Annotated in this window: 17 protein-coding genes; 9 read left to right on the forward strand and 8 right to left on the reverse strand. The window is 70.6% G+C overall.

What is annotated here, in order from left to right; all coding sequences use genetic code 11:
• Nucleotides 1-40: 40 nt before the first annotated feature.
• On the forward strand, nucleotides 41-700 hold the full coding sequence (locus ABZ833_RS06235) for a M15 family metallopeptidase (protein ID WP_361043117.1): 660 nt from the start codon (nucleotides 41-43) through the stop codon (nucleotides 698-700).
• Between the two features lie 18 nt (nucleotides 701-718).
• On the opposite strand, the gene ABZ833_RS06240 is transcribed toward ABZ833_RS06235, so the two are convergent.
• Entirely contained in the window at nucleotides 719-1372 is a 654-nt protein-coding gene (locus ABZ833_RS06240) for a TetR/AcrR family transcriptional regulator (protein ID WP_361041825.1), read from the reverse strand.
• 135 nt (nucleotides 1373-1507) lie between these two features.
• On the opposite strand from ABZ833_RS06240, the gene ABZ833_RS06245 reads away from it, so the two are divergent.
• Nucleotides 1508-2068, forward strand: a complete 561-nt coding sequence (locus ABZ833_RS06245; RefSeq protein WP_361041827.1) for an NAD(P)H-dependent oxidoreductase — start codon at nucleotides 1508-1510, stop codon at nucleotides 2066-2068.
• A 33-nt stretch (nucleotides 2069-2101) separates the two neighbouring features.
• Here ABZ833_RS06245 and ABZ833_RS06250 read toward each other — a convergent pair whose 3' ends face one another.
• Nucleotides 2102-2287, reverse strand: a complete 186-nt coding sequence (locus ABZ833_RS06250) for a hypothetical protein (RefSeq protein WP_361041830.1) — start codon at nucleotides 2285-2287, stop codon at nucleotides 2102-2104.
• 68 nt (nucleotides 2288-2355) lie between these two features.
• Between ABZ833_RS06250 and ABZ833_RS06255 the strand changes: the two genes are divergently transcribed.
• Nucleotides 2356-2943, forward strand: a complete 588-nt coding sequence (locus tag ABZ833_RS06255) for a TetR/AcrR family transcriptional regulator (RefSeq protein WP_361041832.1) — start codon at nucleotides 2356-2358, stop codon at nucleotides 2941-2943.
• Between the two features lie 29 nt (nucleotides 2944-2972).
• The gene (locus ABZ833_RS06260) at nucleotides 2973-3434 is read left to right on the forward strand and encodes an SRPBCC domain-containing protein (protein WP_361041835.1); all 462 of its coding nucleotides are present in this window, start codon (nucleotides 2973-2975) and stop codon (nucleotides 3432-3434) included.
• A gap of 36 nt (nucleotides 3435-3470) precedes the next feature.
• On the opposite strand, the gene ABZ833_RS06265 is transcribed toward ABZ833_RS06260, so the two are convergent.
• Genes ABZ833_RS06265 through ABZ833_RS06275 form a run of 3 tightly spaced genes read right to left on the reverse strand, consistent with a single transcriptional unit; the run spans nucleotide 3471 to nucleotide 6678 of the window.
• Nucleotides 3471-4160 (reverse strand): YoaK family protein, encoded by a 690-nt coding sequence (locus tag ABZ833_RS06265; protein ID WP_361041837.1) that lies wholly within the window; start codon nucleotides 4158-4160, stop codon nucleotides 3471-3473.
• A gap of 53 nt (nucleotides 4161-4213) precedes the next feature.
• Entirely contained in the window at nucleotides 4214-5740 is a 1527-nt protein-coding gene (locus ABZ833_RS06270) for a carboxylesterase family protein (RefSeq protein ID WP_361041839.1), read from the reverse strand.
• Nucleotides 5737-6678 (reverse strand): MBL fold metallo-hydrolase, encoded by a 942-nt coding sequence (locus ABZ833_RS06275; RefSeq protein ID WP_361041841.1) that lies wholly within the window; start codon nucleotides 6676-6678, stop codon nucleotides 5737-5739. Before ABZ833_RS06275 ends, ABZ833_RS06270 begins: the two co-directional genes overlap by 4 nt.
• A gap of 138 nt (nucleotides 6679-6816) precedes the next feature.
• Between ABZ833_RS06275 and ABZ833_RS06280 the strand changes: the two genes are divergently transcribed.
• Entirely contained in the window at nucleotides 6817-7731 is a 915-nt protein-coding gene (locus tag ABZ833_RS06280) for a helix-turn-helix transcriptional regulator (RefSeq protein WP_361041844.1), read from the forward strand.
• A gap of 29 nt (nucleotides 7732-7760) precedes the next feature.
• Here the strand turns inward: ABZ833_RS06280 and ABZ833_RS06285 are convergent, their stop codons facing one another.
• A complete protein-coding gene (locus ABZ833_RS06285; RefSeq protein ID WP_361041846.1) occupies nucleotides 7761-9050 on the reverse strand; it encodes an ROK family transcriptional regulator in 1290 nt (429 codons plus the stop codon).
• Nucleotides 9051-9238: 188 nt separating this feature from the next.
• Here ABZ833_RS06285 and ABZ833_RS06290 point away from each other — a divergent pair, with 188 nt between their 5' ends.
• The 4 genes from ABZ833_RS06290 to ABZ833_RS06305 all read left to right on the forward strand — a co-directional run bounded on the left by ABZ833_RS06290 (nucleotide 9239) and on the right by ABZ833_RS06305 (nucleotide 13929).
• Nucleotides 9239-10561 carry a sugar ABC transporter substrate-binding protein gene (locus ABZ833_RS06290; RefSeq protein ID WP_361041848.1) on the forward strand — a complete coding sequence of 441 codons (1323 nt, stop codon included), beginning with the start codon at nucleotides 9239-9241 and terminating at the stop codon, nucleotides 10559-10561.
• 68 nt (nucleotides 10562-10629) lie between these two features.
• Nucleotides 10630-11586 (forward strand): sugar ABC transporter permease, encoded by a 957-nt coding sequence (locus ABZ833_RS06295; protein WP_361041850.1) that lies wholly within the window; start codon nucleotides 10630-10632, stop codon nucleotides 11584-11586.
• Nucleotides 11579-12475, forward strand: coding sequence for a carbohydrate ABC transporter permease (locus ABZ833_RS06300; protein WP_249591879.1), 897 nt, complete (start codon nucleotides 11579-11581; stop codon nucleotides 12473-12475). Before ABZ833_RS06295 ends, ABZ833_RS06300 begins: the two co-directional genes overlap by 8 nt.
• Nucleotides 12476-12564: 89 nt before the next feature.
• Nucleotides 12565-13929 carry a GH1 family beta-glucosidase gene (locus ABZ833_RS06305; protein ID WP_361041853.1) on the forward strand — a complete coding sequence of 455 codons (1365 nt, stop codon included), beginning with the start codon at nucleotides 12565-12567 and terminating at the stop codon, nucleotides 13927-13929.
• Nucleotides 13930-14012: 83 nt separating this feature from the next.
• On the opposite strand, the gene ABZ833_RS06310 is transcribed toward ABZ833_RS06305, so the two are convergent.
• Entirely contained in the window at nucleotides 14013-14465 is a 453-nt protein-coding gene (locus ABZ833_RS06310) for an SPW repeat protein (RefSeq protein WP_361041856.1), read from the reverse strand.
• Nucleotides 14466-14579: 114 nt separating this feature from the next.
• Entirely contained in the window at nucleotides 14580-16349 is a 1770-nt protein-coding gene (locus ABZ833_RS06315; RefSeq protein ID WP_361043119.1) for an ABC transporter ATP-binding protein, read from the reverse strand.
• Between the last annotated feature and the right edge of the window lie 34 nt (nucleotides 16350-16383).

The following is a 16383-nucleotide window of genomic DNA, read 5'->3' on the forward strand; positions in this document are numbered from 1 at the left end:
TGCCCGCTCTCGCGGCGACGGCGATGATCTCTCCATGAGTCTGAGAGAGATCACGTTGATGTCCGACCCGAAGGTGGCCGCCGTACCGGTGCGGGAGTGCGGGGAGCCCCTCGTGGACGTACGCGACGACGGCGCGCTCCTGGTGGACACCCGCGCCCAGGACGCCGATGACGCCTTCGCCCGGCTGCGCGAAGGCGTCCTGGCCCGCCTCCTGCACGCCCAGGGGCTGTTGCCCGGCGGACTGCGCCTGCTGTTCGTCGAGGGCTACCGCCCTCCGTGGCTGCAGCGCAGCTATTTCGAGGAGTACGAGGGTCAGCTCCGGGCCCTGCACCCCACGTGGGACGCCGAGCGCCTCCACGCGGCGGCGAGCCGCTATGTCTCCCCGCCCCAGATCGCACCGCACAGCGCGGGTTCCGCCGTGGACCTCACCCTCGCCGACGCCGACGGCCGCGAACTCGACCTGGGCACCCGGATGAACGCCGACCCGGAGGAGAGCGAGGGCGCCTGCTACACCGATGCCGACAACATCACCCCGGGAGCCCGCCGCAACCGCGAGATCCTCGGCACGGCCCTGCGGAACGCGGGCCTCGTCAACTACCCCACCGAGTGGTGGCATTGGTCCTGCGGCGACCGCTACTGGGCCCTGGCCACGGGCGCGCCGCACGCTCTGTACGGGGCGATGGAACTGAGCCGTCCCTAGCGCCGGATCAGGGCAGGCCTACCGCGCGGGCACCAGCCGGTCGACGAGGTCGTGCCACCCGGCGTCCACGCGGTCGAGTGGCATGCCGAGCCCGACGGTCAGGTGGTGGACCAGGACGCTGTCGATGGAGCCGAGCAGGGCGTGCGCGAGCAGTTCGGTGTCGCCCGTCGCACCCGCCTGTCGCAGCAGCATCGTCACGTGCGTGAGGCGCAGCCGGTTCGCCGGTACGGCGTAGGTGCGCAGCGGGTCGGTCCGCGAGGCCAGGATCAGTTCGTGGTGGTCGCGCTCGTGGCGGACGAGGGCGGGACCGAACGCGTGCAGGCGCTCCAGGGGCGGGGCGTCGGGGCCCAGCGGGGCCGGGCCCGACAGGAAGGCGGCCTGGAGCTGCTGCTCACGGTGGTCGAGCAGGGCGACGAGGAGTCCGGTGCGGTCGCCGAAGCGCCGGAAGACGGTGCCTTTGCCGACTCCGGCCGCTGTGGCCACCGCGTCCATGGTCAGCTGCGCGGCCCCGCACCCGGCCATCAGCTGCGAGGCGGCCTCCAGCAGACGCGTGCGGTTGCGCGCCGCGTCGGCCCTGAGTGACGGCGGTTCGCCGACAGGCGTGAGGGCGAGCTCGGTCGCCCCGCCCAGGGCGTCGGGCGAGGGAAGGGGCGGGGGAGCGGAGCCGGTCATGGATCCAGCGTAGCGCCCCGAGCGAATAAGTGGACCGCGGTCCGGATAGGTGGTACAACTTTAAACGGACCCCGGTCCGCTTGCTTCGTTTCCCGTATAAGAGTCTTCGTCCGCACGTCTTTCAGGAGTTTTGCCATGTCTGTACGCATCCTCGCCCTCGTCGGCAGCCTCCGCGCCGGCTCCCACAACCGCCAGCTCGCCGAGGCCGCGGCCAAGCACGCGCCCACGGGTGTGGACGTCGAGCTGTTCGAGGGTCTTGCGGACGTGCCCTTCTACAACGAGGACATCGACGTCGAGGGCAGCGTCCCGGCCGCCGCGGCCCGCCTGCGCGAGGTGGCCGGTGGCACCGACGCCTTCCTCCTCTTCTCGCCCGAGTACAACGGCACCATGCCCGCCGTCCTGAAGAACGCGATCGACTGGCTGTCCCGCCCGTACGGCGCCGGTGCGATCTCCGGCAAGCCGGTCGCCGTCGTCGGCACCGCGTTCGGCCAGTACGGCGGCGTGTGGGCGCAGGACGAGGCCCGCAAGGCCGCGGGCATCGCAGGCGGCGCGGTCATCGAGGACGCCAAGCTGTCCATCCCCGGCTCCCTGACCCGCTTCGCCGAGACCCACCCGGCCGACGACACCGAGGTGGCCACGGCCCTCACCGAGGTCGTCGCCCGCCTCACCGAGCAGGCCACGCCGGCTGCTGCCTGACGCTTCCCCGGGGCCGGGCCGGGCTCGGCCCCGCTAGGCGCAGTCGAAGCGGTGGGCGCTCGGACGGTCAGGGCAGGCGCGCCACTCGAAGAGGTGGACCCCGCCCAGATCGCCGAACACCATCCCGGCGTGTTCGTACCTCGCCTCGCGGTCCTCGGCCGGGGCCCAGGTCCGCGAGGAGGCCGCATCGCGGTAGTCCCACCCGGTCTCCTTCTCCACCTGCTCGAACCGCTCCTCAAGGGCGTCCCGGATGTCGTCCGCGAGGTCCCAACCGGGGTACTCCCGAGATGTCGGTCGCCCAGCTGAGCCTCAACGAGCTGAGCCGCCGCGTCGGCCTCGCGAAGTCGAACGTGCTGCGCTACTTCGAGCCCCGCGAGGCCGTGCTGCTCGAACTGCTCGACGTCGCGCTGGGGAAGTGGCTCCAGGAGCTCGACCGCGAGCTCGCCGCCGCGGTCGACGCCACCGCGCCCCCCACCGGGCGCTGCGACCAGCTGTCCGCCACGATCGCCACGTCGCTGGCGGCACGGCCCGTCCTGTGCGACCTGGTCAGCGCGCAGGCCGCGGTCCTCGAACGCAATGTCTCCCCGAAGGCCGCTGCGGAGTACAAGCGAGCCGCCATCGCGAGCGTCGGCGTACTGGTCGGACTCGTGCGCGTGCACCTGCCGGAGCTCGCCGAGGAGGACGGGATGCGGTTCGCCGCCTACGCCGTCATGGTGACGGGCTCCGCCTGGACGCACTCGCAGCCGTTCGCCGCGATGCTGGCCGCGTACGAAGCCGATCCCGAACTGGCGGCCCTGCGGCTCGACTTCACCTCGTTCGTCCGCGAGGCACTCGAAGTGCTGCTCAGCGGATTGCTCGCACGGGCCGCACGCTGAGCGCCCCATGGGTTGACTAGATTGACCTCATGTACTCGACCCAGGTGTCCGGGCACGTGAATGCCCCGCGTACGGCTGTCTACCAGGCGCTTCTGGACGCGGACGCGGTCGCGCGCTGGCGCGTCCCGGACGGCATGAGCGGCCACGTGCACACCTTCGACCCCCGCGAAGGCGGGCGGTTCCGCGTCTCGCTCACTTACGACGCGCAGACCGGCACCGGCAAGTCGGCCTCGCACACCGACACGTACCACGGCCATTTCGCCAAGCTCGTACCGGACGAGCAGGTCGTCGAAGTGCTCGCGTTCGAGACCGAGGACCCCGCCCTGCGCGGCACGATGACGATGACGACCACGCTCACCGACGAGGACGGCGGAACCGCCGTCCTCGTCGTGCACGAGGGGATCCCCGACAGCATCCCCGCCGCCGACAACGAGACGGGGACGCGCATGGCGCTGGCGAATCTCGCCCGGCTCGTCGAAGGAGCGCGGTAGCTCGTCGAGGGAGCGCGGTAGACGGAGCTCGGCGGCTCAGCGCGCACGCAGCTCGGCCGCGCCCCGAAGGAACGCGGCCAGGGCCACGGCGGCCAGCAGCAGGATCGCGGGCGCGAGCGCGGCGGCCGTGCCGTGGTGGAGCTGAAGCAGTCCGCCCGCGAGGGCGCCGGTGAACATCGCGGCGACGGACACGAATCTGCGCACCGACGCCGGACCGGGCCGGTCGGAGGCCAGCCCGGTCAGGGTGCGGGTGAGGACGGTCGTGGTCAGATCGGGTACGGCGAGCTTGCCGACCACGGCGTTCTGCAGCCCCATGCCGAGCGCGAGCAGCACGATCAGGACATGCCTGAAGTCCGCGGCGAGGTCGAGCACCAGAGCGACCGCCGCAAGCACGGCGTGCGCCGCGACAAGGAGCGCGAACAGCCGCAGCGGCTGCGCGACCCGCGGCGCGATCAGCCCGCCCGCCCACGCGCCTGCCACGAACGCACCGACCGCCAGGAGCGACGCCGTCGCCGACAACTGCACGTCACCCGCGAGCGCGAAGCCCAGGAAGACCACGTTGCCGGTCATGTTGGCGACGAAGACACGGTCGAGGCCGAGATAGCTGACGGCGTCGACAAGACCGGTGACGAAGGTCAGCAGCACCAGGAGCGGAGGCAGCACGCCGTGGTGGCCATCGGCCTCGGGGAAGAGGCGGGCGGCGGCCCGGTCGAGCAATGAGTTCATGCCGTTCTTTTCGGCAGGGACGCGCCGCGCCCCGACCCGCCGCCGGGTTCACCTCATCGCTCCCAGGCCCGGCGCACCTCGCTTCCGGGGTCCTCACGAACCGCCCAGCGCCGGCCGATGACCGCCGTCGCCCGGCGGCGGGTGTCGTACGGCGCCCACCCGGGGTCACCGGTGCGGGCGAAGCCGACCCAGGCGGCATGCATGCGGCCGGAGAGGTCGGGTGGAGGGCTGGCAGGGCCGAACAGAGCGGCAGGGACGCGCAGTTGAGCCGGGTCGAGGCCGAAGACGAAGGGGAGTTCCATCGTGTGGGTGGCGCCGAGCAGCCCGTCGAAGGCGCGGGAGCGCCAGTCGAACAGATAGCTGTACGTGGCGCCGGAAGACCGGTCGGCGTGGGCATCGGCCAGGGCCCGGCTCCCCGCGCCGAACAGCGCGTCGCCCATGACGGCGGAGCGCAGTTGCCCGGCGGTGGCCTCCGGGTGCGCCGCGCGGTAGGCGGCGACGAGCAAGTCCGGTTCGGGATGGGAGCGTTCGGCGGTGGCGCGTACGTCCGCCGGGGTCGATGTGGCGTACGCGCCGGAGGGCACGAGGTAGAGGTTGCCCTCCTCGGTGTTGGTGCCGATGAGGAGATCGATGTCGGCGTTGCCCTGCCCGGCGGCGATGGCGTCGGCGGGCTGGCGGTCCGCGACCACGCTGAAGGGGCTGAGCCCGAGCAACGGGTCGTAGGCGGTGGTGGTCCGCAGGTCGATGCCGCCGAGCCGGGCCGTGGCCTCGACCAGCCGCGCGTCGGGGACGGTGTCGAAGGCGTCGGCCCGCGGCGCGACGCCCAGCTCGGCCGCCGCCGCCCGCGTCACCCGGGCGGCCTGTTCGGGCGAGAAGGCGCCCAGGCCGCTGCCGCTCTGCACGATGGCGCGCCGGACGAGACCCATGCTCTGCGGCGCTGCGACGACGGCACCGGTGAGGGTGGCACCGGCGGACTGGCCGAAGAGCGTGACCTGGTCGGGATCCCCTCCGAACGCGGCGATGTTCTCCCGTACCCAGCGCAGGGCGGCGAGTGCGTCGAGCAGACCACGGTTGCGCGGTGCTCCTGGCAGGTCGAGGAAGCCCGCGATGCCGAGGCGGTAGTTGACGGTCACCAGGACGACGCCGTCGCGCGCGAAGGCGGTGCCGTCGTACAGGCTCGCCCTGGTCGAACCCGCCACGAAGCCTCCGCCGTGCACGAAGACCATGACCGGCAGGGGCTGGTGCCGGACCTGTCCCTGGCTCTCGTGGATGGCGTCGGGGGCCCACACGTCGAGCGTGAGGTAGTCCTCTCCGGGCACCCAACCGGGGCCGAAGTAGGGCGACATGTCGATCGCGCCCAGGTTCCGCTCGGGCTGCGGCGCGGTCGGCCCCGCCACGGTGGAGTCCCGGACGCCGTCCCACGGGGCGTGCGGCCGAGGCGCGGCGAAGCGCCCGGTGAGGGCCGGGGGCGCGGCGTACGGGATGCCGCGGAAGACCGCGACGCCCTCGTGCCGGGCGCCCGCGACCTTTCCCTGCGTGGTGGTCACGGTGCGGGTGTCGGTGCGGTGCGCGGCGGTCATGCCTTCGCCACCTGAGCCTCGTCTGCCACCGCACGCTCATACGGCGTGAAGGAAGCCCACCCTTTGATGGCGAACCCGCTGCCCGAGCGCTCGACCTCGGCAGCGCCGTGGCCTCCCAGGTGCGCGGGCACGACGAGCGCGTTGTGGTCGGCGGCCCAGCCCAGGATCCGTCGGCGTGTGGCGCGGGCGCCTGCGGGGTCCTCGCAGAAGCAGCTGTTGTGGTCCGGGTCGACGAGCTGGACGGGACCGTGCAGCAGATCGCCCACGAAGACCGCGCGGTCGCTCCCGCCGGTGAGGGTGAGCACGCTGGATCCGGGGGTGTGCCCGGGGGCCGCTTCGAGGAGCAGGTTGGTGTCGATCCGGTGGGCTCCTTCCCACAGGTGCACCTGGCCCGCCCGGTGCACGGGGGCGACGCTGTCCTCGAAGACGTTCTGGTTGCCGCGGCCGAGCACCGACGTGTGGCCGTTCTCCGGGTTCCAGAAGTCGTAGTCGTCCTTGGGCAGCAGATAGGTGGCGTTCGGGAAGGTGGGGACCCAGTCCCTGCCGTCCAGGCAGGTGTTCCAGCCGACGTGGTCGATGTGCAGATGCGTGTTGATCACGATGTCGACGTCCTCGGGAGCGACGCCTGCCCGCGCGAGTTCGGCGAGGAAGCCGGTGCGCAAGTGGCTCCACACCGGGGAGTACGGCCGCTCCTTGTGGTTGCCGACGCCCGTGTCGACGAGGATGGTCTTCCCCTCGCTGCGCAGCAGCCAGCTCTGGACCGCGGAGTTGACGATGTTCGTCCGCGGGTCGAGGAAGTCGGGCGCGTGCCAGGCGGCGTTGTCGCGCCAGGCCTCCTCCGGGACGGTGGGGAGGAATTGGCCGGGCGTCATGTCGATGGGGCCGTAGTACTCCTTGACGCGGGTGACGGTGACGCCGCCGAGTTCGATCTGTTCCATCAGAGGTGCTCCATGGCCGGTGTCTGTCTGGCTTCGGACCACCACCGTCGTCGTGTCCGCGCAGGTCAGCCAGACCCGCCGCTGCCTATCCCGGACAGGGTCAGGCTGCCGCGCACGGGCCGACGCACACTGGATGACATGAGTGAACGAGGACGGCTCGGCGACTTCCTGTACGCGCGGCGTTCCCAGCTGCGTCCCGCGGACGTCGGCCTGAAGGACTACGGCGACCGACGGCGCGTGGCGGGCCTGCGCAGGGAAGAGCTCGCGCTGCTCGCCGGTGTCAGCGCCTCGTACTACACGAGGCTTGAGCAGGGCCAGTCGCTCGGGGCGTCCCCGGAGATCCTGGACGCCATCGCCAGGGCCCTGAGCCTCGACGAGTCGGAGCGCCGGCACCTGCACGACCTCGCCGACGCGGGCAGAAGGCGAGCCCCCGCCGCGCGACCACGGCCCGAGCAGGCGGGAACCACCACGCTCCATCTGCTGAGCACCCTGGAGAGCGTTCCGGCCCTGGTCACCGGACGCCGCGCCGACGTGCTCGCCTGGAACGGGCTCGGGCACGCGCTGTTCGCGGCGCACGTGGACCCCGACAGCCCCCGGCGGGCGACCGAGCGCCCCAACCTCGCCAGGATGCTCTTCCTCGACCCCCACACCCGCGCGTTGTACGCCGACTGGACGGCGAAGGCCAAGGCCGTCGTCGCGAACCTGCGGATGGTCGCGGGACGCCACCCCGACGACACGCTGCTGACCTCCCTCATCGGTGAACTCACGGTCAAGAGCCCCGAGTTCGCCGCCATGTGGACCGGTCACCAGGTGCGCCCCTGCGAGTTCGCCCGCTATGAGATGCGCCATCCCCTCGTCGGCACCCTCACCGTGACCCAGCAGAGCCTCCAGCTCCCCCAGGCGGCGGACCAGCTCCTGGTGCTCGCCGTCACGGAGCCGGGCTCACCGTCACGGCAGGCCATGAGCCTGCTCGCGCAAGCGGCCACCGCCGACGGCCGCGCTCCTTCCGATGGTGAGCGGACCGCCTCCAGGGTGGCCGCAGGACAGCCCTAGGCCCCCGGAGCCCCAAGGAACCCGCGCCCTCAGGACGTCGACCGCCCCTCCAACGCGGTCTGCCAGCCCGGCACTTCGGCCTCGCGCACCGGCGCGGCCCGCCGCCCGCCCCGCGCGAAGAAGTCGGCCAGCGGGAGCGTCGCCGCGCCGACCGTCACCGCGTCCGGGCCGAGGCGCCCCAGGCCGATGGTGACGCGCCCCGCCGGATAGGACAGGGCGTAGGTGGGGATGTAGCGCTTCACCGCGGTCAGGAAGCGCTGCCCGAGCTGGAGTCCGGCCCAGCCGCCGACCAGGATCCGCTCCGGCTGGAAGAGGTTGATCAGGTCGGAGAGCCCCGCTCCCAGGTACTCGGCGGTCTCCTCCAGGACCAGCAGTGCCGTCGGGTCGGCCGCGCCGCTCTCCGGGTAGGCGGCGTTGAGCATGGCGGTGAGCCCGCTCTCCTCGTCCATGCCGCCGGGCGGACGTCCGCCCGCCTCCTGCCACCGTTCGAGCAGCGCCTCCGCCCCCGCGTACGCCTCCAGGCAGCCAAGGGCCCCGCACCGGCACCGTCTGCCCTGCACCCGCACGGTGAGGTGGCCCCACTCGACGGCGCGGCCCTGCTCCACGTCCTCGGTGACGACGCACGCGCCGACACCCGAACCGAACAGCACGACCACTGCGTTGCGCGTGCCACGCCCGGCGCCGAACCACATCTCCGCCTGGCCGAGCGTCTTGGCGCCGTTGTCGATGAAGTACGGCACGGAGGCGGGAAGTTGACCGGTCTCCCGGAGAAGCGACTCCAGCGGGACCGCGTTCCAGCCGATGGTCTGCCCGTGCACGACGGCGCCGAGCTCGCCGTCGCGCGAGACGATTCCCGGTACGCCGATCCCGACGCCGAGGAGCCCTTCGTCCGCGCCGCCCGCCGCGTCGAGCACCTCGCCGATCCCGTCGCGGATGTGCTCGGCGATGCCGCCGACGTCATGGCCCTTCAGGGTCAACGGCCTTTCCGCCCTGGCGAGTTCGGACAAGGAGAGGTCGAAGAGTTCGACGCGTACGCGGGTCTCGCCGACGTCCACGCCGATCAGCTGACCGCGGCCCGGCGCGACCCGAAGCAGCGTACGCGGGCGCCCGCCGTCGGACTCCACGCTGCCCGCCTCCTCCACCCACCCCTCCGTCACCAGCTCGGCCACGACATTGCTGATGGAACCTGAACTCAGCCCGGTGGCGGGTCCGAGAGTGAAGCGGCTCATCGGTCCCTCGAAGTACAGCCGCTGCAGTACGGCGGCGCGGTTCTCCCGCCGCAGGTCGTGCACCGTACGCCCGTTGCGCTGCCCAGCCATGTGGTTCCTTCCGGCGTGCTCTGCCTCGAAGTTGGTTCTGTGTGACCCCTTGACGGTATCTTCCCTGCCGGTTTAACTCACGTCCTAAATTAAGTCATGAGGTCATTCAAGAGTTGAACACAGCGCCGGTTCGGTCCGGCGCTGCGCCATCCGCCCCATGACTCCCTCCGGAAGGGACACCTGGAGCCATGCGCAGATTCCGAGCCGCCGCCTCCGTCGGCGCCGCCACCCTCTCGCTCGCCCTCACCGCGACCGCCTGCGGCGGCGGTTCGACGACGGGCGGCGGGGGGTCCAACGACTCGCCGAAGACGCTGACCTACTGGGCGTCGAACCAAGGACCCAATCTCGAGGCGGACAAGAAGATCCTCAAGCCCGAACTCGCCAAGTTCGAGAAGCAGACGGGGATCAAGGTCAAGCTCGAGGTCATCCCCTGGTCGGACCTGCTCACCAAGATCCTTACCGCGACGACGTCGGGCCAGGGCCCCGACGTCCTGAACATCGGCAACACCTGGACCGCTTCACTGCAGGCCAGCGGAGCCCTGCTGCCCTGGGACGAGAAGAACTTCGCCAAGATCGGCGGCAAGGACCGCTTCGTGGAGTCCGCGCTCGGCTCGGCCGGGGCGGCGGACAAGGACCCGGCGGCGGTCCCGCTGTACTCCATGGCGTACGCCCTCTACTACAACAAAAAGATGTTCAAGGAGGCCGGCATAGACAAGCCGCCCGCCACCTGGGACGAGCTGGTCGCGGACGGCAAGAAGATCTCCAAGGGCGGCAAGTGGGCCCTGGGTGCGGAGGGGTCGAACCTCTCGAACAACATCCACCAGGTCTTCGCCCTCGGCAAGCAGCACGGCGCCGACTTCTTCACCGAGGACGGCAAGGCCGACTTCACCTCCGACGGCGCGGTCGCGGCCGTGAAGCAGTACGTCGACATGATGGCGAAGGACAAGATCGTCGCCCCGGGCAACGCCGAGTACGCGCAGAACCAGTCCCTCAGCGACTTCGCCAAGGACAAGACGGCGATGGTGCTGTGGCAGGCCGCCGCCACCACCTTCAAGTCGCAGGGCATGAGCGACGACGAGTGGGGCGTGGCGCCTGTACCGGTCGGGTCCGGAGCTCCGGGGCAGGGCAAGGCGACCAACTCGATGGTCGCGGGCATCAACATGGCCGTCTTCAAGAACACCAAGAACGTCGACGGCTCCCTGAAGTTCGTGAAGTTCATGACGAGCGACGCGGAGCAGAAGATCCTCTGCAAGTCCTACGGCTCCGTCCCGCCCGTCAAGGCCGCGCAGGAGGACGCCGCCTTCGACCGTCCCGAGCTGAAGGTCCTGCGCGACACCCTCGCCAAGAGCGCCGCGCCGCTGCCCCAGGTGGCCAACGAGTCGCAGTTCGAGACCGCGGTCGGCACCGCCGTCAAGAACCTCTTCGCGAAGGCCGCGGACGGCGGTGAGGTGACCACCGCGTCGGTGAAGGCCGAACTGGTCAAGGCGCAGCAGCAGATGTCCCAGCAGTGAGTGATGCGACTGTGACCACTGGGACCCCTGGGACCACGACCATCGTTCAGGACGCGAAGGAGCCGTCCGTGACCACTCCGGAGACGGAACGCGGCCCGCGCCGCCGCCGTCCCGGACGGCTCCGCCGCATCAGCCTCCCGTACCTCCTGCTGCTCCCCGCCCTCCTGCTCGAAATCCTCGTCCATCTGCTGCCGATCGTCATCGGCGGCGTGATGAGCTTCAAGGAGCTCACCCAGTTCTTCATCCGCGACTGGGGCGCCGCGCCCTGGTCGGGCCTGGACAACTACAAGATCGCGGTCGACCTCGACGCGCCGGTGGGCCAGGCGCTGCTGCACTCGTTCTTCGTCACCTGTGCCTTCACGCTCCTCTCGGTGGGCCTGTGCTGGCTGATCGGGACGGCCGCGGCGATCTACCTGCAGGAGACGTTCAAGGGGCGCGGCATCCTCAGGGCGCTCTTCCTCGTCCCGTACGCACTGCCCGTGTACGCGGCGGTGATCACCTGGGGCTTCATGTTCCAGCGTGACAACGGCCTGATCAACCACGTGCTGCACGACCAGCTCGGCCTCACCGACAGCGCGCCGTTCTGGCTCATCGGCGACAACAGCTTCGTCGCGCTGCTCACGGTCTCGGTGTGGAAGGGCTGGCCGTTCGCCTTCCTCATCATGATGGCCGGGCTGCAGAACATCCCCAGGGAGATGTACGAGGCGGCCGCGCTCGACGGCGCGGGGATGTGGCAGCAGATCCGCCGCATCACGCTGCCGTCCCTGCGGCCGGTCAACCAGGTGCTCGTCCTCGTCCTGTTCCTGTGGACGTTCAACGACTTCAACACGCCGTTCGTCCTGTTCGGCCGGTCGGCGCCCGAAGCGGCGGACCTGATCTCCATCCACATCTATCAATCCTCGTTCGCCACCTGGAACTTCGGCACCGGGTCCGCGATGTCGGTCCTGCTGCTCCTGTTCCTGCTCGCGGTGACGGGCGTCTATCTGTGGGTCACGTCGCGCGAGAGGAAGTCCGTGCATGTCTAGCCTCCGCATGGCCGTGCGCCCCCGCGGGGCCGCGAAGCCCCGGTCGCCGATGGCGGCGCCCCGCTCGTTCCTCTGGTCACGGCGGATCTTCCTGACGCTGCTCACGGGGTTCGTGCTGCTTCCGGTGTTCGTGATGGTGTCCAGCTCGCTCAAGCCCCTGGAAGACGTGTCGGGCAAGTTCCGCTGGATGCCGAGCGGGCTCACCATCCGCCCGTACATCGACATCTGGAAGACCGTCCCGCTGGCGAAGTACTTCATGAACTCGCTGATCGTGGCGGGCGCGGCCACCGTCTGCTCGGTGGTGATCGCCGTCTTCGCGGCCTACGCCGTCAGCCGTTACCAGTTCCGCGGCAAGCGCGTCTTCACGGTGACGGTCCTGTCCACCCAGATGTTCCCCGGCATCCTGTTCCTGCTGCCGCTGTTCCTGATGTACGTCAACATCGGCAACGCCACCGGGATCGCCCTGTTCGGCTCGCGGGCCGGGCTCATCCTCACGTATCTGACCTTCTCGCTGCCCTTCTCGATCTGGATGCTGATCGGGTACTTCGACTCGGTGCCGCGCGACCTGGACGAGGCGGCGCTCGTCGACGGCTGCGGGCCGATCGGTGCGCTCTTCCGGGTCGTCGTGCCGGCCGCGATCCCCGGCATCGTCGCGGTCGCCGTCTACGCGTTCATGACCGCCTGGGGAGAAGTGCTCTTCGCCTCCGTCATGACGAACGAGGGCACCCGCACCCTCGCCATCGGTCTGCAGGGCTACTCCACCCAGAACGACGTCTACTGGAACCAGATCATGGCCGCCTCGCTGGTCGTGAGCGTGCCGGTGGTCGCGGGCTTCCTCCTGCTCCAGCGCTATCTGGTCGCCGGCCTCACCGCCGGAGCCGTCAAGTGACCCACCCCCTCATGCCTGATCCCCATACGCCTGGTCTCCATACGCCTGATCCCCATGCGTCTGATCCCGTTACGTCTGAGAGGACGTCTGTGTCCGAGCTCATCGACCTTGCCGCACTCCCGCACGACTTCACGTGGGGCACGGCCACATCGGCGTACCAGATCGAAGGGGCCGTCACCGAGGACGGCCGTTCCCCCTCGATCTGGGACACCTTCTCGCACACCCCCGGAAAGATCGACAACGACGATCACGGTGACGTGGCCTGCGACCACTACCACCGCTGGCGCGAGGACATCGCGCTGATGAAGCAACTGGGTACCAACGCCTACCGGTTGTCCCTGGCCTGGCCGCGCATCGTGCCCGGCGGCGACGGCCCGCCGAACCCCAAGGGCCTCGATTTCTACGACCAGTTGATCGACGGGCTGCTCGAAGCGGGCATCACGCCGTCGGTGACCCTCTACCACTGGGACCTGCCGCAGGTCCTCCAGGACCGCGGCGGCTGGCCCGAGCGGGAGACGGCCGAGCACTTCGCCGCGTACGCGTCCCTCGCCGCCGAGCGCTTCGGCGACCGCGTCACGCAGTGGGCCACGCTCAACGAACCCCTCTGCTCGGCGTGGATCGGCCACCTCGAAGGCCGGATGGCACCGGGCCTGACCGACCTGAACGCCGCCGTGCGCGCCTCGTACCACCTGCTGCTCGGGCACGGCCTCGCCACCCAGGCGATCCGCGCGGCGGCGCCCGGCGCGCAGATCGGCATCGTCAACAACCTCTCCACGGTCGAGCCCGCGAGCGACCGCCCCGAGGATGTCGCCGCCGCCCGCCGCGTGGACGGCCACACCAACCGCTGGTGGCTCGACCCGGTCCACGGCCGCGGCTTCCCCGCCGACATGCAGGAGGTCTACGGGGTCGAACTCCCGGAGCGCGCGGGCGACTTGGCGACCATCGCGCAGCCGCTCGACTGGCTGGGCCTGAACTACTACTTCCCGGCCGTCGTCTCCGACGACCCCGCGGGCCCCGCGCCCCACGCCCACCAGGTGCGCCGCGAGGGAGTGCCCCGCACCGGCATGGACTGGGAGATCGACGCGAGCGGCATCGAGACGCTCCTGCTGCGCCTCACGAACGAGTACGGGGCGCGCAAGCTGTACGTCACCGAGAACGGCTCGTCCTACCCCGACGTCGTACGCCCCGACGGAACGATCGACGACCCGGAGCGGACGGACTACCTGGTCCGCCATCTCGCCGCCTGCGCGAGCGCGGCCCGCAAGGGCGCGCCCCTGGCCGGGTACTACGCCTGGTCGCTCCTTGACAACTTCGAGTGGGCCTACGGCTACGACAAGCGGTTCGGCCTGGTCCACGTCGACTACGAGACGCAGCGCCGCACCGTCAAGGGCAGCGGTCTGCGCTACGCCGACATCATCCGCGGCCACCAGGGGCGGGTGAGCCGCGCCGCCTGACACGGTCCGCGCGCACCGCAGCGGCTCCCGGCTCTCCGCCGATCCGGGGGTCGCTGCGGCGTCTTGTGCCCCGCCTTTCTCGGTCAGGTCGAATTCGGGGCGGTGTTGCGTCCCTCCTTCGCGGCCGCGCCGGTGCACACGAGGCCGAGCAGGAAGGTGAGGCCGCCGATGATGACGTTGGTGAGGATGACGCCCATGTCAGGGCTCGTGCCGACGATCCACGGCGACACGATCATCCAGACGCCCATGGCGCACATGGCCCAGCTCAGGCTGTACATCCTGGCCGGTGCGACGGTGAATCCAAGACCCAGCAGGCCGATCGCGATGCCCATGATGAGGTTGTGCGTCGCGAGGACGGGCTGGCTTGCGGTGAAGTGGACCACCCACGGGGAGATGGCACAGAAGAGGCCCGTGAGGAACACGGGCCCGTCCACGAGTGCCACATCGCGTCCACCGAGTACGCGGGCATAGCGATCCCGCATTTCGGATACGTCAGGGTGAGCTGCTATGTCTCCCCTGTGTGAGACGTCGGCCATGAGACTCGTCTCCTCTGGTTCGTGCAGGCCTGATCACGTCGCGCGGCGGGATGTCGCGCATATCCATTCTGCTCTTATTTTTTCTTTATGTGTAGTTGTGGAGCATTTCTGGGTCTATCGGTCCTTGGAGAGGGCGAGGAGTTCGGCGAACAGGCCGCCTCCGTGGGCAAGCTCCTCGTACGGCCCCTGCTCCGTGATACGGCCGTGCCGCATGACGATGATCCGGTCGGCCACCTTGGTGTTCTCCAGCTGATGCGTCACGACGACGGTGATCTGGTCCGCGGCGGTCGCCTTGAGCGCGTCGAGGACGTCGCGCTCACCGCGGACGTCCATCTGCGAGGTCGGCTCGTCCAGGATCATGAGGGGCGGGCGCCGGTAGAGCGCCCGGGAGCAGGCGAGTCGCTGCCACTGGCCGCCCGAGAGCTCGCAGCCACCCCAGAGCTCGCGGGCCAGCAGGGTGTCAAGACCGCCGGGCAGGGCCTCGATCGCGTCGCGCATGCCGACCGTGTCGAGGGCGTCCCACACCGGGCCGTCGTCGACCGTGCGGGGCTGGCCGAGCGTCACGTTCTCCCTGGCCCGCAGCGGCCACTGGGCGAAGTTCTGCGGGACCAGGCCGGTGCGGGCCCACACGGTGTCCGGATCCGCCGTGGCGAGATCGACCCCGTCCCAGGTCACCCGGCCCTTGTCGGCGAGGTAGATGCCGGTGATCAGGCGCGTGAGGGTGGACTTGCCCGAGCCGTTCTCGCCGACGACGGCCACGATCTCGCCGCGGCGGAGGGTGAGGGAGACGTGGTCGACGGCCGGGGAGTCCTTGCCGGGGTACTGATACGACGCTTCGTCGACACGGATCTCCGCCACCTGCGCCGGTGCCGTCAACTCGCCCCTCTTGGGCGCGAGTTCGTGGGCCAGGTCGAGGAACGACCGCATGTCGGCGAGGTAGAGGCCGGTGTGGAACATCGCCGCGCCGTGGATCACCAGTTGGGAGAGCGCGGCCAGCGACGTCTGCACGGCGACGACCGCCGTGGCCGCCGCGGCGAGATCCACGCGCCCCGTGACGGCGAGCCAGGCCAGGGTGGCCCAGGTGCCGACGAGGAAGACACCCCCGAGGGCCGAACTGGCCAGGACGATGCGCAGCATCCGGGGCGCGGCCGTCAGGGTGCGCCGGTCGATGCGGGCGGACAGGGCCCGGTACCAGTGCAGCAGGTACCCCGTCATGCCGTTCGCGCGCACCTCGTCGCTGTACTTCGGGGTCGTCGACCACCACCGCATCATCTGGCGTACGTTGCGGTCGCCGACGTTCGCGTAGTGCGTCTCGTAGGTGACGCGTGCCGAAAGGACCGCGCCGGCCCCGGCGGGCACGACCGCGAGGACGAGCAGCGGGAACATCAGCGGATGCAGCACGGAGAGCACACCGCCCGCGCTGACCATGCGCACCAGGGCGGCCGTGAACCGCGTGGCGTCCTGCACCATCGTGCGGCTGCGGGTCACCCCCATCTCGGCCGCTTCCTGCCGGTCGGCGAACCCCGGCTCGGCGTACGCGACGGCTTCCGCCCGGCACACCGCTTCGACCAGGGCGGTGTCGGCGCCGGTCGTCAGGCGCGGGGTGATGCGTCCGTCGGCGTACGAGCAGAGCGCCGTGGCGACGCGCGTGACGGCCGCGGCGACGGCGATGACCACGAGCGCGGGGAGCGCCGCGCGCAGGCGGTCGGCGGCCGGACCGTTGCCGAGGACGGGCTGCATGGCCGTGGCGGTGAAGGCGAGCTGCACGGCCGAGCCGGCCCCGACGAGGAGCTGGCAGACCAGGAGCAGGAGCACGGCACGCCGGTCGGTCTCCCACGCCATCCGGGTCGTCCGGGCCAGGACCGACGGCAGCCGCGAGCACATCTGCCGGAAGGAGGCCTCGCCGAGCGGATTCTTG

It is taken from the genome of Streptomyces sp. NPDC047525 (assembly GCF_040643025.1).
In the GTDB taxonomy this organism is placed as follows: Bacteria; Actinomycetota; Actinomycetes; order Streptomycetales; family Streptomycetaceae; genus Streptomyces; species Streptomyces durmitorensis.

Excerpts from the sequence above, each read along its gene's own strand:
- ABZ833_RS06280 (WP_361041844.1), top strand. The coding sequence starts at position 6,817 with ATGAGTGAACGAGGACGGCTCGGCGACTTCCTGTACGCGCGGCGTTCC.
- ABZ833_RS06310 (WP_361041856.1), bottom strand. The coding sequence starts at position 14,465 with ATGGCCGACGTCTCACACAGGGGAGACATAGCAGCTCACCCTGACGTA.
- ABZ833_RS06315 (WP_361043119.1), bottom strand. The coding sequence starts at position 16,349 with ATGTGCTCGCGGCTGCCGTCGGTCCTGGCCCGGACGACCCGGATGGCG.
- ABZ833_RS06265 (WP_361041837.1), bottom strand. The coding sequence starts at position 4,160 with ATGAACTCATTGCTCGACCGGGCCGCCGCCCGCCTCTTCCCCGAGGCC.
- ABZ833_RS06290 (WP_361041848.1), top strand. The coding sequence starts at position 9,239 with ATGCGCAGATTCCGAGCCGCCGCCTCCGTCGGCGCCGCCACCCTCTCG.
- ABZ833_RS06275 (WP_361041841.1), bottom strand. The coding sequence starts at position 6,678 with ATGGAACAGATCGAACTCGGCGGCGTCACCGTCACCCGCGTCAAGGAG.
- ABZ833_RS06300 (WP_249591879.1), top strand. The coding sequence starts at position 11,579 with ATGTCTAGCCTCCGCATGGCCGTGCGCCCCCGCGGGGCCGCGAAGCCC.
- ABZ833_RS06270 (WP_361041839.1), bottom strand. The coding sequence starts at position 5,740 with ATGACCGCCGCGCACCGCACCGACACCCGCACCGTGACCACCACGCAG.
- ABZ833_RS06260 (WP_361041835.1), top strand. The coding sequence starts at position 2,973 with ATGTACTCGACCCAGGTGTCCGGGCACGTGAATGCCCCGCGTACGGCT.
- ABZ833_RS06285 (WP_361041846.1), bottom strand. The coding sequence starts at position 9,050 with ATGGCTGGGCAGCGCAACGGGCGTACGGTGCACGACCTGCGGCGGGAG.
- ABZ833_RS06255 (WP_361041832.1), top strand. The coding sequence starts at position 2,356 with ATGTCGGTCGCCCAGCTGAGCCTCAACGAGCTGAGCCGCCGCGTCGGC.
- ABZ833_RS06245 (WP_361041827.1), top strand. The coding sequence starts at position 1,508 with ATGTCTGTACGCATCCTCGCCCTCGTCGGCAGCCTCCGCGCCGGCTCC.
- ABZ833_RS06240 (WP_361041825.1), bottom strand. The coding sequence starts at position 1,372 with ATGACCGGCTCCGCTCCCCCGCCCCTTCCCTCGCCCGACGCCCTGGGC.